Here is a 25,272-nt window from a genome sequence, read left to right as displayed (position 1 = left end):
AAGATGTCGATCCTCATCAACAAAGATACGAAGGTTCTGGTTCAGGGCCTGACCGGCAAGACCGGTACTTTCCACACCGAGCAGGCGCTTGCCTATCACGGCACGAAGATGGTCGGCGGTATCCACCCCTCCAAGGGTGGCGAGACCTGGACCGGCTCCAAGGGCGAAAAGCTGCCGATCTTCAAGTCGGTCGCCGAAGGCAAGGAAGCCACCGGCGCCAACGCCTCGGTCATCTACGTGCCGCCGGCAGGTGCTGCAGCTGCGATCCTCGAAGCGATCGAAGCCGAGATCCCGCTCATCGTCTGCATCACGGAAGGCATTCCGGTCGCCGACATGGTCAAGGTCAAGGATCGCCTCATCAAGTCCAAGTCGCGCCTGATCGGGCCGAACTGCCCGGGCGTCCTGACGCCGGACGAATGCAAGATCGGCATCATGCCGGGCTCCATCTTCAAGAAGGGCTCCGTCGGCGTTCTCTCGCGCTCCGGCACGCTGACCTATGAAGCCGTGTTCCAGACCACGAACGAAGGCCTCGGCCAGACGACGGCCGTCGGTATCGGCGGCGACCCGGTCAAGGGCACGGAATTCATCGACATCCTGGAAATGTTCCTCGCAGACGACGAAACCAAGTCGATCATCATGATCGGCGAAATCGGCGGCTCGGCTGAAGAAGACGCGGCCCAGTTCCTCAAGGACGAAGCCAAGAAGGGCCGCAAGAAGCCGATGGTCGGCTTCATCGCCGGCCGCACGGCACCTCCCGGCCGCACGATGGGCCATGCCGGCGCCGTCATCTCCGGCGGCAAGGGCGGCGCGGAAGACAAGATCGCGGCAATGGAATCGGCAGGCATCCGCGTGTCGCCGTCGCCGGCGCGTCTCGGCAAGACTCTGGTGGAAGTCCTCAAGGGCTGACCCTACCTATAGCAAGGCCGGACGGGGTGGCGGCTATCTCGTCCCGTCCGGTTTCGAAATTCGCAGATGCTGACTTACGGCCTTGACGGCCTCAAGTGAAATACGGTCGCCGGGGACCCGAAAACCGGCAATGCAAACAAGTTGGGAGACGGGCGAAAGCGTCCGCAGATTCACCATGGCAAGGCAAGAAGCCAACGAGCAGTTTCAGATCACCTCGTTCCTGGATGGCGCCAACGCTGCCTATATCGAGCAGCTCTATGCGCGCTATGAGGACGATCCTTCATCGGTCTCCGACGAATGGCGGTCTTTCTTCAAGGCGCTCGAGGATAGCCCCGACGACGTGAAGAGGGCGGCCAAGGGCGCCTCCTGGCAGCGCAAGAACTGGCCGATCCCGGCGAAGGGCGACCTGGTTTCCGCGCTCGACGGCGACTGGGGCGTTGTCGAAAAGGTCATCGAGACCAAGCTGAAGGCGAAGGCCGAAGTCGCCGGCACCCCGGCCGACACGACCGACGTCCTGCAGGCGACGCGCGATTCCGTCCGCGCCATCATGATGATCCGTGCCTATCGCATGCGCGGCCATCTGCATGCCAAGCTCGACCCGCTCGGCATCGCCGCTCCCGTCGAAGACTACAAGGAACTGTCGCCGGAAGCTTACGGCTTCACCGAGGCGGACCTCGATCGCAAGATCTTCATCGACAACGTGCTCGGCCTCGAATATGCCAGCGTACGCGAGATGATCGAGATCCTCGAGCGCACCTACTGCTCGACGCTCGGCGTCGAATTCATGCATATCTCCAATCCGGAAGAGAAGGCATGGATCCAGGAACGCATCGAGGGCGTCGACAAGGGGATCGCTTTCAATCCCGAGCGCAAGAAGGCCATCCTGCAGAAGGTCATCGAAGCCGAGGGCTATGAACAGTTCCTCGACGTCAAGTTCAAGGGCACCAAGCGTTTCGGCCTAGACGGTGGCGAATCGCTGATCCCGGCGCTCGAGCAGATTCTCAAGAGCGGCAGCCAGCTCGGCCTCCGGGAAGCCGTGTTCGGCATGGCCCATCGCGGCCGTCTGAACGTGCTGTCCCAGGTCATGGGCAAGCCGCATCGCGCCATCTTCCACGAGTTCAAGGGCGGCTCCTACGCTCCCGACGAAGTCGAAGGTTCGGGTGACGTGAAGTACCATCTCGGCGCCTCCTCGGACCGCGATTTCGACGGCGCCAAGGTGCACGTCTCGCTGACGGCGAACCCGTCGCATCTGGAAATCGTCAATCCCGTCGTCATGGGCAAGGCCCGCGCCAAGCAGGATATGGGCGCCACCCAATGGGATGGCGACATCATCCCATTGTCGGAACGCGCCAAGGTCGTGCCCTTGCTGATCCACGGCGACGCGGCTTTCGCCGGTCAGGGCGTAACTGCCGAAATCCTCGGCCTGTCAGGCCTGCGCGGTCATCGCGTTGCCGGCACGATGCACGTCATCATCAACAACCAGATCGGTTTCACCACCAATCCGGCCTTCTCGCGCTCGTCGCCCTATCCGTCCGACGTCGCCAAGATGATCGAAGCGCCGATCTTCCACGTCAACGGCGACGATCCGGAAGCCGTGGTTTACGCTGCGAAGATCGCAACCGAATTCCGCATGAAGTTCCACAAGCCTGTCGTGGTCGACCTGTTCTGCTACCGCCGCTACGGCCACAATGAAGGCGACGAACCGTCCTTCACGCAGCCGAACATGTACAAGGTCATCCGCGCCCACAAGACGGTGCTGCAGATCTATTCGCAGCGGCTGATCAGCGAAGGCGTGCTGACCGAAGGCGAAGTCGAAAAGATGAAGGCCGACTGGCGCGCCCATCTCGATCAGGAGTTCGAGGCCGGCCAGTCCTACAAGCCGAACAAGGCCGACTGGCTGGATGGCGAGTGGTCCGGCCTGCATACGGCCGACAATGCCGACGAGCAGCGCCGCGGCAAGACTGCCGTGCCGATGAAGGCGCTGAAGGATATCGGCCGCAAGCTGTCGGAAATCCCGGCAGGCTTCCACGCACACCGCACCATCCAGCGCTTCATGGAAAACCGCGCCAACATGGTGCAGACCGGCGAGGGCATCGACTGGGCCATGGCGGAAGCCCTGGCGTTCGGTTCGCTCGTCGTCGAAGGCCACAAGATCCGCCTGTCCGGTCAGGATTGCGAACGCGGCACCTTCTCGCAGCGTCATTCGGTTCTCTACGATCAGGAGACCGAAGAGCGCTACATCCCGCTCGCCAACCTGTCGCCGACCCAGGCCCGTTACGAAGTCATCAACTCGATGCTGTCGGAAGAAGCGGTTCTCGGCTTCGAATACGGCTATTCGCTGGCCCGTCCGAACGCGCTGACCCTGTGGGAAGCCCAGTTCGGCGACTTCGCCAACGGTGCGCAGGTCGTCTTCGACCAGTTCATCTCGTCGGGCGAACGCAAGTGGCTGCGCATGTCCGGCCTCGTCTGCCTGCTGCCGCATGGCTATGAAGGCCAGGGTCCGGAACACTCTTCCGCCCGCCTGGAACGCTATCTGCAGCTCTGCGCCGAGGACAACATGCAGGTCGCCAACGTCACGACGCCGGCGAACTACTTCCACATCCTGCGCCGTCAGCTGAAGCGCGACTTCCGCAAGCCGCTGATCCTGATGACGCCGAAGTCGCTGCTGCGCCACAAGCGCGCCGTGTCGACGCTGGCGGAGATGGCGGGCGAAAGCTCGTTCCATCGCCTGCTGTGGGACGATGCCGAACTGATCAAGGACGGCCCGATCAAGCTGCAGAAGGACAACAAGATCCGTCGCGTCGTCATCTGCTCGGGCAAGGTCTACTACGATCTGCTGGAAGAGCGCGAGAAGCGCGGCATCGACGACATCTACCTGCTGCGCATCGAACAGCTCTATCCTTTCCCGGCCAAGGCGCTCATCAACGAGCTCAGCCGCTTCCGCAACGCGGAAATGGTCTGGTGCCAGGAAGAGCCGAAGAACATGGGTGCATGGTCGTTCATCGATCCGTATCTGGAATGGGTGCTCGCCCACATCGATGCCAAGTACCAGCGCGTTCGCTACACCGGCCGTCCGGCCGCCGCCTCTCCGGCGACGGGCCTGATGTCCAAGCATCTGTCGCAGCTTGCGGCGTTCCTCGAGGACGCGCTCGGCGGTTGAGGGGTTGCGCGATGACCGGTTTTCGTTTGAAGATTGCGTCGTCGCGTCCCAGCCTTCCGCATGATGCGACGGGGGAGAAGATGGCCGCCATGCAGAAACATGCCGCCTATCGCCAGGATCAAGCAAATGCCCGGTCGGCCACTGTCGTCGTCCGGGCGATTGCGTCACGGCGCATCACCCGTCCCCCGGCCGTCTGTCGCCGGAATTCCATCTAACTCATAATGACGAAAATCAGGATTTGAACAATGGCCACTGAAATCCGCGTTCCTACCCTCGGCGAATCCGTCAGCGAAGCGACCGTCGGCACCTGGTTCAAGAAGGTCGGCGATGCCATCAAGGCCGATGAGCCGCTTCTCGAGCTTGAAACCGACAAGGTGACGATCGAAGTCCCCGCACCGTCGGCCGGCACCCTGTCCGAAATCGTTGCCCAGGCCGGCGAGACCGTAGGCCTCGGCGCACTGCTCGGCCAAATCTCCGCCGGCAACGGCGCTGCCGCCGCTCCGGCGCAGGCTGCTGCTCCGGCCCCAGCCGCTGCCGCTCCGGTTGCGGCGCCTGCCGTTTCCGCTCCGGCTTCTTCCATGCCGCCGGCTCCTGCCGCTGCCAAGCTGCTCGCTGAAAACAATCTCTCCGCCGATCAGGTCGAGGGCAGCGGCAAGCGCGGCCAGGTGCTGAAGGGCGATGTCATCGCCGCCGTTGCCAAGGCCGCTTCGGCGCCGGCAGCCGCACCGGCTGCTCCGGTCGCAGCGCGCGCGCCGACCGCCGTCGAGGACGTCAGCCGCGAAGAGCGCGTCAAGATGACCCGCCTGCGCCAGACGATCGCCCGCCGCCTCAAGGATGCGCAGAACACCGCCGCCATGCTCACCACCTACAACGAGGTGGACATGAAGGCCGTCATGGACCTGCGCAACAAGTACAAGGACATCTTCGAGAAGAAGCATGGCGTGAAGCTCGGCTTCATGGGCTTCTTCACCAAGGCCGTCACCCACGCGCTGAAGGAACTGCCGGCTGTCAACGCCGAGATCGACGGCACCGACATCATCTACAAGAACTACTGCCACATCGGCATGGCCGTCGGGACCGACAAGGGTCTCGTCGTTCCGGTTATCCGCGATGCCGACCAGATGTCGATCGCCGAGGTCGAGAAGGAGCTGGGCCGTCTGGCAAAGGCTGCCCGCGACGGAACGCTATCGATGGCCGACATGCAGGGCGGCACCTTCACCATCACCAACGGCGGTGTCTACGGTTCGCTGATGTCTTCGCCGATCCTGAACGCGCCGCAGTCGGGCATTCTCGGCATGCACAAGATCCAGGAACGTCCGGTCGCCATCGGCGGTCAGGTCGTCATCCGTCCGATGATGTATCTGGCGCTTTCCTACGACCATCGCATGGTCGACGGCAAGGAAGCGGTTACCTTCCTCGTGCGCGTCAAGGAAAGCCTGGAAGATCCGGAACGTCTGGTTCTCGATCTCTAAGGGAGCGGTGGATCATGTCGACATGGCCCATGCGGACGCTGCACGGATTGTTGTGCGCTGTCGCCGCATGGATACCATCGTCCGCCGGCGCGGGTGAGCTCGACATTTCCAGGCTCAGCAGCAACTTCGATCTGGCGTCGCTCAGCGACGCCGATCTCGCCGCCCGCTCGATCAAGGCTCTCCATGTCGGCAAGGTGGAGTTGACCTCCGGGCGCGTCGTCGCCAGCGATCCGCTCGTCGGGCCCGATCGCGCGGCGTTTGTCCGGACGGTTCCTCCCGGCGACTATCCCGTCACGCTCTACGAAGCCTTCGGCCGCATCGCCGCTGCCGGCATGCGCTTTGCCGAGGGCAGGCCGGTGCGCTGGGAGCTGGCGCTGATCCCGGGCCAGGATATCGGTTCGCTGAAGGGCGACGAATTCTTCGGCTATCCCGTCGATGCCGGTCTTGGCTGCTATATGGATGCCGAGACCTATGCTCTGATCCAGGAGCGCGAAACGCAGGTTCGGGCAGAGAAGGCATCGCCCGATATCAATTACTATGACGACGTCCTGGCCTCCGAACTCGGAGTGAACGACGACAGATACGCCATGCATCGGCCGATACCGGGCAAGCGTGGCAATGTCGCCGTTTTCTGGAGCGGCTGGGGCGACGGTTTCTATCCGGTTTTCTGGGGCCTCGATGCCGACGGCAGGCCGCTGGTTCTGTTCACCGATTTCGGCGTGACCGAAAATGCCGATGGCCGGCGCGAGCCGGGAGGGGAGTGACCATGCTGGCTGAAAGCACGATGGCACGACTGGCCTCGACGCATTGGATGATGCTGGCCTTCGCGATCAATCCGGTATCTGCCTATGCTGACGAATGCGTGCAGGAAAAGGCCGTCTACGTCGATATGGACAATGCCTACGAGCTGCGGTTCGAGCCGATGGGATCGGAGTCGGCGGTCAGCAACAGGTTCAAGCTTGCGGTGCGCAACACCGCCGTCGTTGCCGATGGCGTCGTCATGCGCAGCGACGATCAATTGCGCGCCGATGGCCGCATCATGTTCGAATGCCCCGAAGGCGACGTAACTGGGGCTGATCTCAGAGCCTGCACCGTCTGGCAGGGCATGGTCTATGCCTCCGATCTGACGGGCCATATCCGTGCACTGCCAGCGGAAGGCGAGAACGCGGCGGACCGGCTTTTCCTGCCGGCGCTTGGACCTTCGATCCAGAAGTCGTCTCTCTGGGGCGAGGGAAAGGCGACCGTCGCACCTTGGGATGTCCTCAGTCTGAAAGGATGCTACCAATGACCGAGAGTGCTGCTGTTCTTCTCGTAACCGGTGGTAGCCGCGGCATCGGTGCCGCGGTGTGCCTGGCCGCCGCCCAGCATGGCTGGGCCGTGGCGGTGAACTACGCGTCCAACAAGGATGCGGCCGAGGCCGTGGTGGGGACGATCCGCGACGCCGGCGGCGAGGCGATCGCGGTTGCCGGCGATATCGGCAAGCCCGAGGATATCAAATCCGTCTTCGCCAAGGTCGACGCGTATTTCGGCCGGATCGACGGCCTCGTCAACAATGCCGGCATCGTCGATGTCATCCAGCGCCTGGACGAGATGACGCCGGAACGGCTCGACCGCATGTTCCGCATCAACGTCACCGGCTCGATGCTGGTCGCGGCCGAGGCCGTGCGCCGCATGTCGACCCGCCATGGGGGCAAGGGCGGGGTGATCGTCAACGTCTCCTCCATGGCCGCAACGCTCGGCGGCGGCGGCCAGTATGTCGACTATGCCGCCTCCAAGGGAGCGATCGATACGTTCACGGTCGGCCTTGCGCGTGAGGTGGCGTCGGAAGGCATCCGCGTCAACGCGGTCCGGCCCGGCATCATCGATACGGATATCCATGCCGCCGCCGGCCTGCCGGATCGGGCGCGCGACATCGCGCCGCAATTGCCGATGAAGCGTGCCGGAACGTCCGACGAGGTTGCCGACGCCATCCTCTACCTCCTCAGTCCTCACGCATCCTATATTACGGGTGCTCTGCTCGACGTGAGCGGCGGCCGCTGATCAGAATGGACAAGTGACATGCAGTATATTCTCGAATTCCTCGGCCTGATGGCGGTGTTCTCGATCTTCATCGTCGTTCCCGGCGCGGACTTTGCCGTGATCCTGCGCCAGAGCATCGTACATGGCCGCCGCGCCGCCATGATGACCGGGCTCGGCATGGGCTTCTCGCTGCTGTTCCACATCAGCTACACCATTCTCGGCCTGGGGCTCATCGTGTCGCAGTCGCTGATGCTGTTCAGCATGATCAAGTGGGCGGGCGTCCTCTATCTCGTCTACCTGGGCATCAAGTCCTTCCGCGAGCCGGGCTTCAAGGTGAAGGATGTCGAGATCACCGAGGAAGACCGCAAGCCGGTTTCTGTCTGGCGCTGCCTGGCGACGGGCTTCGTCACCAATGCGCTTAACCCGAAGCCGGTGCTGTTCTTCCTGTCGCTGTTTTCGACGCTGGTCCATCACGACACGCCGGCGCTCATCCAGTTCAGCTACGGCATCGGCATGGCAACGGCGCTCGTCGCCTGGTTTGCCGGCGTCTCCACCTTCTTCACCGTCAAGCCGGTCCGCGATCGCTTCATCGCCGGCGGCAAATGGTTCAACCGCATCACCGGAGCGGCGCTCGTCGGCTTCGGCATCCGCCTCGCCTTGGCACGGGCGACCGACTAACAAAGATACAAAACAAGGAAATTAAACCATGTCCTACGATGTGATCATTATCGGAACCGGCCCCGGCGGCTATGTCTGTGCAGTCAAGGCAGCGCAGCTCGGCCTGAAGGTCGCGGTCGTCGAAAAGCGCGCGACCTACGGCGGCACCTGCCTCAACATCGGCTGCATTCCGTCCAAGGCGCTGCTGCACGCTTCCGAAATGTTCCATCATGCCGGCCATGGCATGGATGCGCTCGGCGTCGAGGTTGCCGCGCCGACGCTCAATCTTCCGAAGATGATGGCGCACAAGGATGCGACCGTGAAGTCGAACGTCGACGGCGTCGCCTTCCTCTTCAAGAAGAACAAGATCGACGCCTTCCAGGGCACCGGCAAGATCGTTGCCGCCGGCAAGGTTGCCGTGACGGCCGACGACGGCAAGGTGACCGAGATCGAGGGCAAGAACATCGTCATCGCCACCGGCTCCGACGTTGCCGGCATTCCGGGCGTTCCGCTCGAAATCGACGAAAAGGTCATCATCTCCTCGACCGGCGGCATCGCGCTCGACAAGGTGCCGGGCAAGTTGATCGTCGTCGGCGGCGGTGTCATCGGCCTCGAGCTGGGCTCGGTCTGGTCGCGTCTCGGCGCCAAGGTGACTGTCGTCGAATATCTCGACAGCATCCTCGGCGGCATGGACGGCGAAGTTTCCAAGCAGTTCCAGCGCATGCTGGCCAAGCAGGGCATTGAATTCCATCTCGGCGCCAAGGTGGTCGGCGTCGAAAAATCCGGCAACGGCGCGAAGGTTACTTTCGAGCCGGTCAAGGGCGGCGACAAGGTCGTGCTCGATGCCGACGTCGTGCTGGTTGCGACCGGCCGCAAGCCCTACACGGCAGGCCTTGGCCTCGAAGAGGCTGGCGTTGCGCTCGACAATCGCGGCCGCGTCGAGATCGACGGCCACTTCAAGACCAATGTCGCCGGCATCTATGCCATCGGCGACGTGGTGAAGGGCCCGATGCTCGCGCACAAGGCGGAAGACGAGGGCGTGGCGCTGGCCGAAATCCTCGCCGGCCAGGCCGGCCATGTGAACTATGACGTCATCCCGAGCGTCGTCTATACGCAGCCGGAAGTCGCCTCCGTCGGCAAGACCGAGGAAGAGCTGAAGGCAGCGGGCATCGCCTACAAGGTCGGCAAGTTCCCGTTCTCCGCCAACGGCCGCGCCCGCGCCATGCTGGCGACGGACGGTTTCGTCAAGATCCTGGCCGACAAGGAAACGGATCGGGTTCTCGGCGGCCATATCGTCGGCTTCGGCGCCGGCGAGATGATCCACGAGATTGCCGTGCTGATGGAATTCGGCGGCTCTTCGGAAGATCTCGGCCGCACCTGCCATGCGCATCCGACCATGTCGGAAGCCGTGAAGGAAGCAGCGCTCGCGACCTTCTTCAAGCCGATCCACATGTAAGAACCGGCGGTTTCCGCCGGGTTCCGCGCCAGGATTGCAATGCTTGCCCGATGATGCGATGAACGGGGCTCCCGTGCATCGCATCATCGACTCGTTCTCATCAACAAAGCAAGCATGTCACGTCAAATCCCAGCCGCTCACCCATCCGTAAAACTTTTCGTTGCGAGCGCGCTCGCTCTCCTCGTCACCGTTGCGGCGCCCGCGCATGCCGAAGCGCCCGTCGTGGGCTGGCCGCAGGCGGTCAGCGACCTGCCGGTGGAACAGGGGATCCGTTTCGGTACGCTGCCGAACGGCATGCGCTTTGCCGTCATGCACAACGCGACGCCCTCGGGTCAGGTGGCCATCCGCTTCCGCATCGGCGCCGGCTCCCTCCAGGAGCGCGATGACCAGCGCGGCCTGGCGCATTTTCTCGAGCACATGGCCTTCAAGGGGTCGACCCATGTTCCCGAAGGCGAGATGGTGCGCATCCTCCAGCGCCTCGGCCTTGCCTTCGGCGCGGATACCAACGCTTCCACGAGCTATGGCGAAACCGTTTATGCGCTGGATCTGCCGGAGGCCGATCCCGAGACCGTTTCGACCGGCTTGATGCTGATGCGCGAAACCGCCAGCGAGCTGAAGCTCGATGCGGGCGCCTTCGACCGCGAGCGCGGCGTCATTCTTTCGGAAGAGAAACTGCGCGACACGCCGCAATATCGCGGCGGGATCGGTTTCCTCGATCAGGTGCTGCCGGGCCAGCTCGTGCCGCAGCGTTCGCCCATCGGCAAGACCGATATCATCAGCAACGCTCCGGTCGATCTGGTGCGGGACTTTTACCGAACCTATTATCGACCGGATCGCGCCACCCTGATCGTCGTCGGCGATATCGATGCCGCCGCTGTCGAAGCCGATATCCGTAATCGGTTCGGCAATTGGACCGCAGCCACGGCCGCGCCGGCGGACCCTGACCTCGGCACGCCTGAAAAGCACGGAGAACGTGTCGGCACGGTCGTCGTGCCCGGCGGTGCGACCCGCGTTCAGATCGTATGGACGCGGCCCTATGACGCCTCGCCGGATACGGCTGCCAAGCGCCGCGCGCAGCTGGTCGAGGACATCGGTCTTGCCGTTCTCAACCGGCGCCTGTCGGTGTTGGCGCAGCAGCCCAATCCGCCCTTCGTCAGCGCGCAAGCCGGCGCCCAGGATGTGTTCAAATCGGCTCGTATCGCGATGATTGCGGCCGATAGCGATCCCGCCAAGTGGCAGGCCGCGCTTGCCGCAATCGACCAGGAGCAGCGCCGCATCGCGCAGTTCGGCGTCGACCAGAGCGAGATCGACCGTGAAATCGCCGAATATCGTTCGATGCTGCAGGCCGCGGCTGGCGGAGCGGCAACGCGCACGAGCCCGGACATTGCCGGCACGCTCAACTGGAGCGCCGGCGAGAACCTGGTCTTCACCTCGCCCGCGGAAGACCTCGCCTTGTTCGATACCGCGATGAAAGGCCTGGCTGCGGATGACGTCAACCAAGCTCTTCAGCGCGTCTTCGCCGGCAACGGTCCGCAACTCGTGCTGCAGGTTCCGCAAATGCCCGATGGCGGCGATGCGGCTGTCGAAAAGGTCTATGCCGCTTCCCGCGCCGTAGCGGTGAAGGCGCCGGAATATGCGGCCTCCGTCGCATGGCCCTATACCGATTTCGGAAAGCCGGGCGATGTCGTCGAACGATGTGCGGTCGATGATCTCGGCATTACGATGGTCCGTTTCGCCAATGGCGTCCGCTTGACCGTCAAGCCCACCAAGTACCGGCAGGACGAGGTGCTCGTGCGCGCCAATATCGGCCATGGCCGGCTGGACCTGCCGCACGATCGCCTGCTGCCGATATGGGCTGCGCCGGCGCTGCCGCTGTCCGGCCTGAAGGCCATCAGCTACGACGACATGCAGAAGGCCTTTGCGGCAAAGGTTGTCGGCAGCGATTTCTCCATTCAGGATTCGGACTTCAAGTTCGAGGGTGCCACACGTCCGCAAGACCTGCAGACGCAGTTGCAGCTTCTGACGGCCTATGTCTCCGATCCGGCTTACCGTCCCGATGTCTTCAAGCGGGTCCAGCAAGCCTATCTGAATACTCTTACGCAGCTTCAGGCCACGCCGGGCACCGTGCTCCAGCGTGATTTCTCCAGTCTTCTGCATTCCGACGATCCGCGCTGGACATTTCCGGACCGGACGCAATTGCTCGATGCCAAGCCGGAAGATTTCGAGGCGCTCCTGCGGCCGCTTCTTGCAACGGGACAGATCGAAGTCATCATCGCGGGCGACGTCGAGGTCGATGACGCCATCCGCATGACCGCGCAGACTTTTGGCGCGCTGCCGGCGCGTGGCGACGAGAAGAGTAAAACGGACGGGGCCGACGTGCATTTTCCCGCGCCAACGTCCGAACCGGTCGTCCGGCTGCACGATGGGCGAAACGATAGTGCCGGTGCCGCCGTCGCCATGCCGATCGGCGATTTCCTCTCCGATCTGCCGAGAGCGGCTGCGGCCAATGTGGCCGGAGCCATCCTGCAGAACCGCCTGATCGAGCAATTCCGCCTTGCGGAAGGGGCAACGTACAGCCCTCAGGGCGATGTCGATCTCTCCCGGTCGATTCCCGGCTATGGCTTTGCCTATGCCTATGTCGAGACTATCCCCGCCAAGGTGGATCATTTCTTCGAGCTGGTGGACAAGATTACCGACGAGCTGCGCAATGGAGACGTTTCTCCCGACGAACTGACGCGGGCCAAGGTTCCGATCGTCGAAGCGGTAAAGCGTTCGCAACAGACCAACGGCTATTGGCTTCAGAACCTTCGCAATGCCCAGACGGATCCCCGGCGCCTGGAGCGGATCCGCAGCAGCATCAGCGGTTATGAGGCTGTAACCGCGCAGGATGTCCGCACCATCGCAACCACATATCTGAAGCCGGATGCCTCCTGGCGATTGAAGATATTGCCGGTTAACGGATCGGCCGTTCGCTAAAGAGATTCCGCGTTTCATCGAAGCGCGGAATTGCCCTATCTCTTTGCTTCTACGCGATTCCGGATGGAAGAGTGCGCAGCACTTTTACTGGAATTGCCGTGGCCGCGATCAGCCGGCCAAATTGCCGCATCCGGCGTTTGTGATTCGGGTCGATTTGCACCCTGTGCTAGAGTGCGGTGACTGCAAATCAACGGATGACGCGATGTCTGCAAGACCTCTGATGGTGGAACCGAATATGCCGCATCCTGCTTTGCCGGATGCCGATTGGGCGGATTGCTTCGAACTCCAGATCCCGACATCGGATCTTACCGCCGGTGCCGCTGCACGGAGCATGCTCACCCGTTTTCCGCTATGGGTACGGCTCCTGTTGCGATTGCGCGACGCGGCGACCGGTCCGTTCGGGCTGAGGTCTTCCAGCGGCCATCAGGCGGATGGACTGGAAAAGATCGGGTTCTTTCCGGTCGTCAGCAAATCCGACAGCCAGATCGTGCTTGGCTTCGACGATCGGCATCTGGATTTTCGGGTCGTCATCGATGTCCGGAATGACGAGCAAGGGCGCCGGCTTGTGGATACGACCACGCTCGTCAGGCGCAAGATACTGCTTGGCCGGATCTATATCGCTCTGATCGCGCCGTTCCATCGGCTGATCGTCGCGACGATGCTTGCCGATTTAGGCAAGCGCATGCGGGCGCTCAGTTCGCGGCCGTTACCGTAAAACCCTGACCGCGCAGCAGTGCCACGAGACCCTGATCGCCGACGAGATGAAGCGCGCCGACGGCGATGAAGGCGTTGCCCTTGTCGAGAACCGGCGCTGCGCGCTCGGCCATGATCTTGTTGCGGTCGAGGATGATGCGCTGCTCGAAGGCGGTGGTATCGTCGTCCGTGATCGTCTGGTCCGGCTCGATCACCTTCAGCATCGGGATCATCGCGCCGATATTGCCATCGAGATAGAGGTCGGTCATCGTTTCGTTGACGTCGTTGATCTTGTCGCCCAGTTCCAGCGTCTGCATCAGCGATTTCAGGTGCAGCGCGATCGGCAGGTCGCTCATGGCCTTGGCCTGTTCGGCAAGCGTTTCCAGACCCTTGACCTGCTTGCCCTCGGCTGCGGCATCGGTCGCCAGCTTCTGATCGAGAAATTTTGCGCCGCCGGCCTTGCGGCGAACCTCGCAGCCCGTCATTTCGAAGGAGCTCGAGATCAGCCAGGGCTGCATGCGCGAGACGGCGGCCAGCGTCAGGCCGCGTGCCTTCAATCCCTCCTCAAGGCGAGTATTGTCTTCCGGCGACAGATGCTCGCTGATGGTGGAACCATCGGTCAGCATCGTCAGCGACGGATTGGCGAAGAGGGCGGCCGCCGCCTTCTTGTCGTCCAGGATTTCGTCGGATTCGACGACGATCGTGTCGGCCGCGGCAACCGCGTCTGCCGCACCCTTCGGCAAGGTGAGCACGCGCGAATCCGAGACGTGCATGGTGCCGAGCAGCCATGACGGTTTCAGGCCGGGCTTCTCGATCTTCCAGAAAATGCCCTTGCCGTTTTCCACCTTGTCGCCGGCGGCGATGATCGAGGCGTATTTTGCCGGATCGGTCTTTTGAAGTTCCGCCATGAGATCCTTGCCGCCGCAGCTGTCGGACACCCCGCCTTCGGCATGGGCCGGCTGCAGCGTCAGCAGGGTCACGAGCAGCACGATAGCCAGCATCAACGGAAAGGCCGTGGCAAGCCAAAGGAGGATATCGCCGCGCGTCGGCTTCGTCGATCGCATCGTCTTGGATCCAAGGGCAGAAATCATCAAAACCTTCCGTTCGCAGAGGGCACGACTCCTAGCGCTCGAAAGCGGCTTTCGGGAGGCATGCCAGCACAGCCTTCTGCTCTATTCGTTCGAGACGGAGATTCCCTTAACGCGAGAGGTTAATCTTTCCTTACGCGCGTGGATGGGCGCGGTCGTAGACTTCGAGCAGCCGCGAGGAATCGACGCCGGTATAGACCTGCGTGGTCGATAGGCTGGCATGGCCGAGCAATTCCTGGATGGTGCGCAAATCGCCGCCGCCGGCCAGCAGATGGGTAGCGAACGAGTGGCGAAGCGCGTGGGGCGTTGCCGTGTCGGGCAGCCCGAATGCGCCGCGCAGCTTCTGCATGCCATGCTGGATGATGCCCGGCTGCAGTTTGCCGCCGCGCGCGCCGCGAAAGAGCGGGCCGTCGGCATCGAGATGGTAGGGGCATGTCGCGCGGTAGTGATCCACCGCCTCGACGACGATTGCCAGCAGCGGCACCAGCCGCGTCTTGTTGCCCTTGCCGGTGATGCGCAGCGAAGTCGCGCCCGGCGAAAAATCCTGCGGCTTCAGATCCAGCGCTTCGGAAATGCGCAGGCCGCAGCCGTAAAGCAGGGTCAGCACGGCCGCGTCGCGCGCGGCGATCCATGGTTCCTCGTGCAGCTGCGCCTCGTCGCTGACGACCGTGATCGCCTGCTTGTCGGACAGCGGCTTGGGAAGCGATTTCGGCTGCTTGGGTGAACGCACCGCGGCCGCGCCGGCGGCATTCACCAGGCCCTTCTTCTCGAGGTAGCGCAAAAGTGAACGAAGGCCGGCGAGATTGCGCCCCAGCGAGCGCGCCCCGGCGCCATCCTTTCGGCGTGCGGCCAGAAAGGCGCGAAAATCGGCAGGGCGAAGTGCGTGGATATCCTCGATCGTTACCGGACCGCCGAGATGGCCGGTCAGGAAGGCCAGGAACTGCCGGGTGTCGCGCTCATAGGCATTCAGCGTATGGGCCGAAAGCCGCCGCTCGTGACCCAGCGTGTCGAGCCAGCGGCTGCGCTCGGCCATCAACCTTGGGTCGGCGATGATCAACAACTCGTTCAGTGGAAAACCCCTTGAAATTCGGATTCCTTCTGCCACTTTGGAGGAAGGAAGGTTATGGAATCGCTAACTTTCCCGCTGCTTCCGGTACGTTTTCCATCGTACTGCCTGCGCGGCTGCATTTGGAAGGAAACGGCATATGGGCCGACCCCGGATCCCGGATGGTTCGGCGGCCATATGCGAGGCGCTTGTCATGCTTCGATCATATTCGATTGCGATAGAATATATCCCAACCATTCAGGACCCTTCATGGCACGCCGCGGTTCGATAACTGCACTGGGACAGCTTGCAGAGGCGATCGCTTTGGTGTCCCAGGGCCAGCCGGGACACATCGTCGATACGCTGATCGCCGAGCGCGGGCAGAAGATCGTCCGCAATCCGCTCTGGCCGGTCATGCGCCCCTTTCTCTACACGCTGCTGCGCTACAACAAGGCAATCGAATTCGCCGATGACGTTGCCAAGCTTTCGGGCTTTCAGTGCTTCGAATATATGAGCGACCTGCTGCGGCTCGACATCGGCGTCACCCATGACGATCGTATTCCGGCGTCCGGCGGCTTCATTCTCGTCAGCAATCATCCAACAGGCATCGCCGATGGCGTCGCCGTCTTCGATCTCCTGAAGTCGCGCCGGCCCGACATGATGATCTTCGCCAATCGCGATGCCGTGCGGGTCAATCCACGCTTCGCCGAGATGATTATCCCGGTCGAATGGCGCGAGGAATACAAAAGCAAGCCGAAGACGCGCGAGACGCTGCAGCTGACCAACCGAGCCGTCGCCGAAGGCAAGGTCACCGTGCTTTTTCCATCCGGTCGCATCGCCTACTGGGCGAATGGCAAGCTGAACGAGCGCCCCTGGAAGACCTCGGCCGTGGGCCTGGCGCGCAAATACAACCTGCCGATCCTGCCCGTTCACCTGACGGCGCGCAATTCCGGCCTGTTCTACTGGTTCGCCAAATGGTCGACCGAGCTGCGCGACATGACGGTGTTTCACGAGCTGCTGAACAAGCGTGGCGACCGCTTCGATTTTCTCATCGGCAACCTTATTCCCGTCGAGCATCTGGACGGCGACGTCAACGAGGTGACGAAGGCGCTGGAGAAACACACGGTCCTCGACCTTGCGGCCGACGGCAATGCAACCTTCTCGCCGCTTGCGCCTTCCAAAGAGGACGAGACCCTGGTTTCGCATTCTCTTTAATATCGGAATCGGTTAAACCCCGGGGCATGCAACTTCGCTCCATGTCTGCCCGGAACTATCGCTCCCTGCGCTCGATCCGCATGGATCTGTCCGACGTCAACCTGTTCATCGGCGAGAACGGTGTCGGAAAATCAAACCTCTATCGCTCGCTGCAGCTCGTGCAGGCGGCGGTTCGAGGGCGGCTGGCGCATGAGATTTCCAGCGAGGGCGGCATGTTCTCGGCCATGTGGTCGGGCAAGCGGCGGTCGCATGAGTCCGCCCGCATCCACTTCGATGTCGAGCTGCTCGATCCGGAAAGAGCGGCAACCTTCCGTTACTGGATCGAGGCGGGCATGCGTCCGCCCTGCGCATCCGCCGGATTTCCGCTGGAGCCGCAAGTCAAGGCCGAGGAACTGTCGCTCGAGACCGGACGGCGGCCGGTGACGATGATGAAGCGCGAAGGTCCCGGCATTTCCGTACGCGGAGAGACCGGCCGCATGGAGCAGCACCGCGAGCAGGCCTTGACCTCGGAGACCGCGATCGCGCTGCTCGGCGATGCCGGATATTTTCCCGAGGTCGGCACCTTCCGCCGCGCCGTCGATGCCTGGCGGTTCTATCATGGTTTCCGCACCGACCGCGGTTCGCCGCTGCGTGCGCCATGTCTTGCGGTCACCGCGCCCATGCTCGATGAGGACGGCGCCAATATCGCCGCCGTCTTCGCCACGCTCGTCCACACGCGCGAAGATACTGTCGAGCTTGACCGGGTTGTTGCGGCCGCACTTGGCGGAGCGCGCCTTGTCGTGCCCGAACCGCGGGAAACGGCGGATTTCGGCCTGATGCTGCCGGAATTTCCCAACCGCGTCTTCCAGCCGCGCGAGCTGTCCGATGGCCAGATCCGCTTTCTCGGGCTTGCCGCGGCGCTGATGTCCTATCGTCTGCCGCCGCTGATCGCGCTCAACGAGCCGGAGGCGAGCCTGCATCCCGACATGCTGCCGCCGCTTGCCGACATGATCGCCGAGGCGGCAAAGACCAGCCAGATCTGGATCGTCACCCATTCCGAACGTTTGGCCGAGGCCGTGCGCGAGCGCTGCGGGGCGAGGCCGCGCCGGGTGGTCCGCGAAGACGGCTCCACCTGGATCGACGGCATGCGGCTCACCGGCGAGATCGATGAGGATGATGAATAGCAGCCGTGGAGCGTTCGCTTTTTTTTACGGCATTGAAGCATTCCAAATGGACGTTTTGACATGACCTCTTCAAGCAGGACCGCTTTGCTGAACGAGCTGGCTGTTATGATTGCGAACCTCGGCTCGGAGCGGCCGATCCGCATTGCGATCGACGGCCGCACGGCGTCGGGCAAGACCACGCTGGCGAACGAACTGGCCGAATGCCTCAAGGCCAGCGGACGGCAGATCATCCGCACCTCGATCGACGGCTTCCATCGGCCCAAGGTGGAGCGCTATGCGCGCGGGCGGCACTCGGCCGAGGGTTATTACCACGATGCGCGCGATTTACCCGCGATCAACGCGCTGCTTCTGAAGCCTTTGGGGCCGGGCGGCGATCAATGGTATCGCACGGCATCCTTCGATCTGCACAATGACGTGCCGATCGCACAGCACCCGCAATTTGCGCCCGATGATGCGATCCTCATTGTTGACGGCACCTTTCTGCAGCGACCGGAGTTGCGCGAGGGCTGGGACCTCGCGATCTTCGTCGAAACCGCGGAACATGTCTCCGAGCAGCGCGGCATTGCGCGCGACACCCAGCTTCTGGGCGGAACGGATGCGACCCGCCAGCTCTATGCCGATCGATATCGCCCCGCTTTTGCTCTCTATGAAAGCCTGTCCGCGCCTGCTCTCGCCGCCGACGCGATTTTCAACAATGACGATTTCGATCGGCCGGCGCTTCGCATTCGCGAGGGTGGGAGGTTGTCTGCGGTGCAAAACAATCTCTAGCATTACTGAAGTTTTGTAGCAGATGAGCTCTTCCAATCTGCTCGGTGCGTTTTTTGAGGCGGCGCCCGCAAAACCCGCAATGAACAGCATGTTCTCCTCCCAATGCTGGCGGCGTGGGCCGTGTGGGGCTGGTACATTGGTTGCTGTCCATCACGCGGAAATCCGAACAGCCTCAGGTTTCCACTCGATGCAAAATCGAATAATCTTTGTTTATTGCAAAGGGCCAGGGAACGTTGGGGATATCGATGCAGCCGATCTACTACGGGCTCAAGAGGGCAGTTGCGTTAGGCACACTGATTGTTTTTCCTGCTATCTTCTTTGTGTCCTGCTCGACGGTCGGCGGAGCTGGCGATCAATCGCGTTCGACAGCCGCCAGCAAATCCACAGAATCCGCCAAGGAGAAAGCGGCCGAGCGCCGGCGGTGGGAAGACAGGGTCCAACGGGATAATCAGCTGGATCCAACCGGGTCGGCACCGGGTTCCTATGGTTCTTTCGGGCCTCGTTTCACTTGGTAAGCGAGAGATTTTCAAACGGCTAAGTTCATGGCGCGCGGCGCGCTGTTCACACGTTATCGGTAGATTTTGATTTGCAGGCAGGGCAATGCTGCGCCAAAAGCCGGTTTTCTTTTGTGCCCGTCCGGGGCATGGTCTGGCGCAATGAGTAGAGATTCTTCCGATCTGTTCGGTGCGCTTTTCGAGGCGGCGCCCGCAAAGCCTGTGATGAGCCGTACGGTTCCCGTTCTCGTGCCGATGCCGGCGCCGAGAGCCTATTCCTATGCCGTGCCGGAGGGCATGGCGGTGGAGCCGGGCTCGGTCGTGCAGGTGCCGCTCGGGCCAAGGCAGGTCATCGGCGTCGTCTGGGACGGCGATGACGACGGCGGGGTCGACCCGAAGAAGCTTCGGCCCATCAGCCATGTGTTCGACTGCCCGCCGCTCGGCAAGCATATGCGCGATTTCATCGATTGGGTCGCCACTTACACGCTGTCGCCGCCCGGGCTGGTGGCGCGCATGGCGCTCAGGGCGCCGGCCGCCTTCGATCCTGAACCGATGGTCGAGGGCCTGCGCTTCGTCGGCGGCCAGCCGGAGCGGCTGACGCCGGCACGCGCCAAGGTGATGGAGATTGCCGCCGACGGATTGTCGTGGACGCGTACCGGGCTCGCGCATGCGGCCGGCGTTTCCACCAGCGTCATTGACGGGCTGATCGCGCAGGGCATTTTCGAGACCATCTTTCTGCCGCCCCCGCCCGTCGTCGCCAGGCCCGATCCCGAATTCATCCCCTCGCGGCTGCAGGGGCCGCAGAAGGATGCGGCCGACGAGATCCTGGCTGACGTGCGCAAGGGCGAATTCGCGGTGTCGCTGATCGACGGCGTCACCGGCTCCGGCAAGACGGAGGTCTATTTCGAGGCTATCGCCGAAACGCTGAGACGCGGCAAGCAGGTGCTGATCCTGTTGCCGGAAATCGCGCTGACGGCAAGCTTCCTCGAACGTTTTCAGGATCGCTTCGGCGCCAAGCCGGCGGAATGGCATTCCGATCTTGCGCCGCGCATGCGTGAAAAGGTCTGGCGGCAGGCCGTGACGGGCGACGTGCGGGTCGTGGCCGGTGCGCGCTCAGCGCTCTTCCTGCCCTTCGAGGATCTCGGCCTGATCATCGTCGACGAAGAACACGATCCCGCCTACAAGCAGGAGGATCGCGTCTACTACAATGCGCGCGACATGGCCGTGGTTCGCGGGCGCATCGGCGATTTCCCGGTCGTACTCGTTTCGGCCACGCCGTCGGTCGAGAGCCAGGTCAACGGCCAGAGCGGGCGCTACACCACGATCCACCTGCCGACGCGCTACGGCGATGCGGCGCTTCCGGACCTGCATCTGATCGACATGCGCAGACACGCGCCGGAGCGTGGCGGCTTTCTTTCGCCGGTCATGATCCGCGCGATCGGCAAGACGGTTGCCAAGGGCGAGCAGGCGCTGCTGTTCCTCAACAGGCGCGGCTATGCGCCGCTGACGCTCTGCCGGGTCTGCGGCCACCGGTTCCAGTGCCCGCAATGCTCGAGCTGGCTGGTGGAGCACCGCTTTCGCGGCCAGATCCAGTGCCATCAATGCGGCTATGCCGAGCGTACCCCCGAGGCCTGCCCCGAATGCGGCACGCTCGATCATCTCGTCGCCTGCGGGCCGGGCGTCGAGCGCATCGCCGAGGAGGTGGAGCGGCATTTCCCCGACGCGCGGACGATCGTGCTCTCGTCCGACATCATGGGCGGCGTCAAGCGGCTGAGGCTGGAGCTCGACGCGATCGCCAACGGCGAGGCTGACATCGTCATCGGCACGCAGCTCGTCGCCAAGGGACACAATTTTCCGCTGATGACGCTGGTCGGTATCGTCGATGCCGATCTCGGCCTGGCGAATGGCGATCCGCGCGCCGCCGAGCGGACGTTTCAGCTGCTGTCGCAGGTGACGGGACGCGCCGGGCGAACCGGCCTCAAGAGCCATGGATTGCTGCAGACCTACCAGCCGCAGCATCCCGTGATGCAGGCGATCGTCTCAGGCGATGCCGGTGCCTTTTACGAGCGCGAGATTTCCGAGCGTGAAAGGGCCATCCTGCCGCCCTTCGGCCGTCTCGCCTCGATCATCGTATCGGCCGATACCCGGCAGGACGCGGAGGCCCACGCTCGCGGCATGCGCAATGCGGCCCCGCAGGTCTCGGGCATTTCGGTGCTCGGCCCGGCCGAAGCGCCGATCGCGCTGGTGCGCGGGCGGCATCGCTTCCGCCTGCTGGTCCACGGCCGGCGCAATTCCGACATGCAGGGCTTCCTGCGCGCCCTGTTGGCGCAATCGCCGAAAGAACGCGGCTCGGTACAGGTGCAGCTCGATATCGATCCGCAAAGCTTTCTGTGATTGACGTGGCAGATATTTTGGCTGTGCCTTCCCCTTGCGGCGCGGATCATGCCATAAGTCGGCCGTTTCAATGGCGCGATTTGCGCGCGGGCTGATTTTGAGGGCGACCGATGGAGCTTTATTTTCCGACCGAATTCGGCGAACAGCTTGCCTATTGCTCGGCGGTGGTCACCGCGATCATCGGTCTCTTTCTCATGTTCGCGCCGGGCTACGCCTATCGCTTCCTCAAGCTGCAGGTGAAAGAGGGACGTTCCGAAGCCTATGCCGAGGCTCGTTCGGCCGGCGGCTTCATGGTCGGTTTCGGGCTGGTGGCGATCCTGCTGGCGCAGCCGATGATCTATCTCGCGCTCGGCGCGTCCTTCGGCGTCGCGGCTTTCGGCCGCATCCTGTCGCTCATGTCCGATCGTGGCAGTATCCTCTTGAGTCTTCTCCTTCTGGTTGTGCAGGCGATTCTGGCTGCGCTACCGTTTCTCTACGGGCTTGGCTATATTTGAGCCGAAAACAGCTTCGGCCAGGCCTTTTTTACCTGTGCTATCCCCATGCTTTTTGAATTTTGACATCATAAATTCGCCCGAATGGCGTATTCATCGAATACGCGTGTTGCGAGTCTCAATATCCTATGTTAGACGAACCCCGAATTTCGGATGAGGCAGGAGCGCGCTCCTGCTGATTTCTGGGGGAAATCAAAACGAATTCAAGGGCATATGGCTTCCGTCACCCGGAAGCCCGGTTCTTGGGTTGAAATCAGGGAATTTTGTGCCCGTGGCAGACACATCCCAGCATGTTTCTGGCGTTGCAGAACGATATGCCTCGTCGCTGTTCGAATTGGCTCTTGAAGAAAGCGCCGTGCCGGCAGTGACCGCCGATCTCGATCGGTTCCAAGCCATGTTCGACGAAAGCGAAGATCTGAAGCGCTTCGTCCTCAGCCCGGTCTTTTCGGCTGAAGAGCAGGTCCGTGCCATACAGGCGCTGGCAGCGAAGGCTGGCTTTGGTGCCTATGTCACCAATTTTCTGAAGCTTGTGGCCAGCAACCGGCGCCTTTTTGCGCTGCCGGGCATGATCAAGGCTTTCCGCATCATCGCTGCGAAGCATCGCGGCGAGATTTCCGCCGAGGTAACCTCGGCCCATGCGCTTACCCCTGCGCAGGAAGATGAATTGAAGGCGGCGCTGAAGGGCGTCACCGGCAAGGACGTGGCGATATCAGTCACGGTCGATCCGTCGATTCTCGGTGGTCTGATCGTCAAGGTCGGCTCGCGCCAGATCGATACGTCCCTTCGCACCAAACTCTCCACCCTTAAGCTTGCATTGAAAGAGGTCGGCTGATGGATATCCGCGCCGCGGAAATTTCCGCAATTCTGAAAGATCAGATCAAAAACTTCGGCAAGGAAGCTGAAGTCTCCGAAGTCGGCCAGGTTCTCTCCGTCGGTGACGGTATCGCCCGTGTCTACGGTCTGGACAACGTCCAGGCCGGCGAAATGGTCGAATTCCCGGGCGGCATCCGTGGTATGGCGCTGAACCTTGAAGCCGACAACGTCGGTGTGGTTATCTTCGGCTCCGACCGCGACATCAAGGAAGGCGACACCGTCAAGCGTACCGGCGCGATCGTCGACGTTCCGGTCGGTCCGGAACTGCTCGGCCGCGTTGTCGACGCGCTCGGCAACCCGATCGACGGCAAGGGCCCGATCAATGCGACCCGCCGTTCGCGCGTCGACGTCAAGGCTCCGGGCATCATTCCGCGCAAGTCGGTTCATGAGCCGATGTCGACCGGCCTCAAGGCCATCGACGCCCTGATCCCGGTCGGCCGCGGCCAGCGCGAGCTCGTCATCGGTGACCGTCAGACCGGCAAGACCGCCATCATTCTCGACACGATCCTGAACCAGAAGGCCATCCACGATGCCGGTCCGGACAGTGAAAAGCTGTACTGCGTCTACGTCGCCGTCGGCCAGAAGCGTTCGACCGTCGCACAGTTCGTCAAGGTGCTCGAAGAGCGCGGCGCGCTGAAGTACTCGATCATCGTTGCTGCTACGGCCTCCGACCCGGCTCCGATGCAGTTCCTGGCTCCGTTCGCCGGTTGCGCCATGGGCGAATACTTCCGCGACAACGCCATGCATGCCCTGATCGGTTACGACGACCTTTCCAAGCAGGCCGTTTCCTACCGCCAGATGTCGCTGCTGCTGCGCCGCCCGCCGGGCCGCGAAGCTTACCCGGGCGACGTTTTCTATCTGCATTCGCGTCTCCTCGAGCGCGCTGCCAAGATGAACGACGAGAAGGGCGCCGGCTCGCTGACCGCTCTGCCTGTTATCGAAACCCAGGGCAACGACGTTTCCGCCTTCATTCCGACCAACGTGATCTCGATCACCGACGGCCAGATCTTCCTCGAAACCGACCTGTTCTATCAGGGTATCCGTCCGGCCGTTAACGTCGGTCTGTCGGTTTCGCGCGTCGGTTCGTCCGCTCAGATCAAGGCGATGAAGCAGGTTGCCGGTTCGATCAAGGGCGAGCTCGCCCAGTATCGCGAAATGGCCGCCTTCGCCCAGTTCGGTTCCGACCTCGATGCCGCAACGCAGCGCCTGCTGAACCGCGGTTCGCGCCTGACGGAACTCCTGAAGCAGCCGCAGTTCTCGCCGCTGAAGACGGAAGAGCAGGTCGCGGTGATCTTCGCCGGCGTCAACGGCTACCTCGACAAGCTGCCTGTCGCGCAGGTCGGCAAGTTCGAGCAAGGCTTCCTGTCCTACCTCCGTTCGGAAGGCAAGGAAATCCTCGACACCATCCGCACCGAAAAGGCTATCAGCGATGCGACGAAGGGCAAGCTCACCGCTGCTCTCGACAGCTTCGTCAAGTCTTTCACGTAATCGGGCTAAGCTCTAGGACGGACCAAGGATGCCTTCACTCAAGGATCTGAAAAACCGGATCGCCTCCGTCAAGGCGACGCAGAAGATCACCAAGGCGATGAAAATGGTCGCCGCGGCGAAGCTTCGGCGTGCGCAGGAGGCGGCCGAGGCCGCCCGGCCTTATTCGCAGCGCATGGCCGCTGTTCTGGCCAACATCTCGGCTGCCGTCAGCGATGCCGACGGCGCTCCGCTGCTGATGACCGGAACCGGCAAGAGCGATGTCCATCTGCTCGTCGTCTGCACGGCCGAGCGTGGCCTTTGCGGCGGTTTCAACTCGCAGATTTCGCGTTTCGCCCGCGATCACGTCCGCAAGCTTCAGGCCGAAGGCAAGACAGTGAAGATCTTCACCGTCGGCAAGAAGGGCTATGACGTGCTGCGCCGTGAATACGCATCGCTGATCGTAGAGCGCAAGGAACTGCGCGACGTCAAGCGCATCGGCTTCGACAATGCCGACGCCATCGGCAAGCGCATCATCGATATGTTCGAGGCCGGCGAGTTCGACGTCTGCACGCTGTTCTACTCCGAATTCAAGTCGGTGATCAGCCAGGTGCCGACGGCACAGCAGCTCATTCCGGCTTCGGCTCCCGCCGCTGTCGAAGAAGATGCGGCCCACAAGGGCGCCGTCTACGAATACGAGCCGGATGCGGCTGCGATCCTCGCGGACCTGATCCCGCGCAACATCTCCGTCCAGATCTTCCGCGCGTTGCTCGAAAACGTCGCCGGCGAGATGGGCGCCAAGATGAGCGCGATGGACAATGCGACGCGCAACGCTGGTGAGATGATCAACAAGCTGACGCTGAGCTACAACCGCCAGCGCCAGGCACAGATCACCAAGGAATTGATTGAAATCATTTCGGGCGCGGAAGCGCTCTGAG

The 25,272-nt window shown here is 62.5% G+C and carries 20 protein-coding genes; 18 read left to right on the top strand and 2 right to left on the bottom strand.

What is annotated here, in order from left to right; all coding sequences use genetic code 11:
- Positions 1 to 3 precede the first annotated feature (3 nt).
- The 10 genes from sucD (at position 4) to ACQZ6J_RS13925 (ending at position 13,361) form a co-directional block, all read left to right on the top strand.
- Entirely contained in the window at positions 4 to 906 is a 903-nt protein-coding gene (gene sucD / locus ACQZ6J_RS13970) for a succinate--CoA ligase subunit alpha (RefSeq protein ID WP_163987043.1), read from the top strand.
- Positions 907 to 1,081: 175 nt separating this feature from the next.
- Entirely contained in the window at positions 1,082 to 4,066 is a 2,985-nt protein-coding gene (locus ACQZ6J_RS13965; RefSeq protein WP_163987042.1) for a 2-oxoglutarate dehydrogenase E1 component, read from the top strand.
- Positions 4,067 to 4,311: 245 nt separating this feature from the next.
- Entirely contained in the window at positions 4,312 to 5,538 is a 1,227-nt protein-coding gene (gene odhB / locus ACQZ6J_RS13960; RefSeq protein WP_449084491.1) for a 2-oxoglutarate dehydrogenase complex dihydrolipoyllysine-residue succinyltransferase, read from the top strand.
- Positions 5,539 to 5,552: 14 nt separating this feature from the next.
- Positions 5,553 to 6,302: a DUF4241 domain-containing protein gene (locus ACQZ6J_RS13955; protein WP_163987040.1), complete on the top strand. Its 750-nt coding sequence runs from the start codon at positions 5,553 to 5,555 to the stop codon at positions 6,300 to 6,302.
- A gap of 2 nt (positions 6,303 to 6,304) precedes the next feature.
- Complete coding sequence (locus ACQZ6J_RS13950) at positions 6,305 to 6,826, top strand: hypothetical protein (protein ID WP_449084490.1); 522 nt, start codon at positions 6,305 to 6,307, stop codon at positions 6,824 to 6,826.
- Entirely contained in the window at positions 6,823 to 7,578 is a 756-nt protein-coding gene (locus ACQZ6J_RS13945; protein ID WP_163987039.1) for an SDR family oxidoreductase, read from the top strand. Before ACQZ6J_RS13950 ends, ACQZ6J_RS13945 begins: the two co-directional genes overlap by 4 nt.
- Before the next feature lie 18 nt (positions 7,579 to 7,596).
- Positions 7,597 to 8,235 (top strand): LysE family translocator, encoded by a 639-nt coding sequence (locus tag ACQZ6J_RS13940; protein ID WP_163987038.1) that lies wholly within the window; start codon positions 7,597 to 7,599, stop codon positions 8,233 to 8,235.
- Between the two features lie 28 nt (positions 8,236 to 8,263).
- On the top strand, positions 8,264 to 9,670 hold the full coding sequence (gene lpdA, locus ACQZ6J_RS13935) for a dihydrolipoyl dehydrogenase (RefSeq protein ID WP_163987037.1): 1,407 nt from the start codon (positions 8,264 to 8,266) through the stop codon (positions 9,668 to 9,670).
- 114 nt (positions 9,671 to 9,784) lie between these two features.
- Positions 9,785 to 12,646: a M16 family metallopeptidase gene (locus ACQZ6J_RS13930; RefSeq protein ID WP_449084489.1), complete on the top strand. Its 2,862-nt coding sequence runs from the start codon at positions 9,785 to 9,787 to the stop codon at positions 12,644 to 12,646.
- A gap of 202 nt (positions 12,647 to 12,848) precedes the next feature.
- Positions 12,849 to 13,361, top strand: a complete 513-nt coding sequence (locus tag ACQZ6J_RS13925) for a DUF2867 domain-containing protein (protein WP_449084488.1) — start codon at positions 12,849 to 12,851, stop codon at positions 13,359 to 13,361.
- Here ACQZ6J_RS13925 and ACQZ6J_RS13920 read toward each other — a convergent pair.
- Positions 13,339 to 14,430, bottom strand: a complete 1,092-nt coding sequence (locus tag ACQZ6J_RS13920; RefSeq protein WP_449084487.1) for a TraB/GumN family protein — start codon at positions 14,428 to 14,430, stop codon at positions 13,339 to 13,341. The two genes, ACQZ6J_RS13925 and ACQZ6J_RS13920, sit on opposite strands and share 23 nt — an antisense overlap.
- A gap of 130 nt (positions 14,431 to 14,560) precedes the next feature.
- A complete protein-coding gene (locus ACQZ6J_RS13915; protein ID WP_449084703.1) occupies positions 14,561 to 15,496 on the bottom strand; it encodes a tyrosine recombinase XerC in 936 nt (311 codons plus the stop codon).
- Positions 15,497 to 15,742: 246 nt separating this feature from the next.
- Here ACQZ6J_RS13915 and ACQZ6J_RS13910 point away from each other — a divergent pair, with 246 nt between their 5' ends.
- The 8 genes from ACQZ6J_RS13910 (at position 15,743) to ACQZ6J_RS13875 (ending at position 25,271) form a co-directional block, all read left to right on the top strand.
- Positions 15,743 to 16,687 (top strand): GNAT family N-acetyltransferase, encoded by a 945-nt coding sequence (locus ACQZ6J_RS13910; RefSeq protein ID WP_449084486.1) that lies wholly within the window; start codon positions 15,743 to 15,745, stop codon positions 16,685 to 16,687.
- 26 nt (positions 16,688 to 16,713) lie between these two features.
- Positions 16,714 to 17,850, top strand: coding sequence for an AAA family ATPase (locus ACQZ6J_RS13905; protein WP_449084485.1), 1,137 nt, complete (start codon positions 16,714 to 16,716; stop codon positions 17,848 to 17,850).
- Between the two features lie 60 nt (positions 17,851 to 17,910).
- Entirely contained in the window at positions 17,911 to 18,618 is a 708-nt protein-coding gene (locus ACQZ6J_RS13900) for a uridylate kinase (protein WP_449084484.1), read from the top strand.
- Between the two features lie 656 nt (positions 18,619 to 19,274).
- Positions 19,275 to 21,506, top strand: a complete 2,232-nt coding sequence (locus ACQZ6J_RS13895; protein WP_449084483.1) for a primosomal protein N' — start codon at positions 19,275 to 19,277, stop codon at positions 21,504 to 21,506.
- A gap of 110 nt (positions 21,507 to 21,616) precedes the next feature.
- A complete protein-coding gene (locus tag ACQZ6J_RS13890) occupies positions 21,617 to 22,000 on the top strand; it encodes an AGROH133_08824 family phage infection protein (RefSeq protein ID WP_449084482.1) in 384 nt (127 codons plus the stop codon).
- Between the two features lie 262 nt (positions 22,001 to 22,262).
- The gene (locus ACQZ6J_RS13885; protein ID WP_449084481.1) at positions 22,263 to 22,829 is read left to right on the top strand and encodes a F0F1 ATP synthase subunit delta; all 567 of its coding nucleotides are present in this window, start codon (positions 22,263 to 22,265) and stop codon (positions 22,827 to 22,829) included.
- Positions 22,829 to 24,358, top strand: coding sequence for a F0F1 ATP synthase subunit alpha (atpA, locus tag ACQZ6J_RS13880; protein WP_163987027.1), 1,530 nt, complete (start codon positions 22,829 to 22,831; stop codon positions 24,356 to 24,358). The genes ACQZ6J_RS13885 and atpA overlap by 1 nt, the downstream gene beginning before the upstream one ends.
- Positions 24,359 to 24,386: 28 nt before the next feature.
- A complete protein-coding gene (locus ACQZ6J_RS13875; protein WP_163987026.1) occupies positions 24,387 to 25,271 on the top strand; it encodes a F0F1 ATP synthase subunit gamma in 885 nt (294 codons plus the stop codon).
- The last annotated feature ends 1 nt before the right edge of the window (position 25,272 follow it).

Source organism: Rhizobium sp. A37_96 (assembly GCF_053521765.1).
The sequence above is the reverse complement of the archived record's forward strand: the minus strand, read 5'-3'. Positions and strand labels throughout refer to the sequence as shown.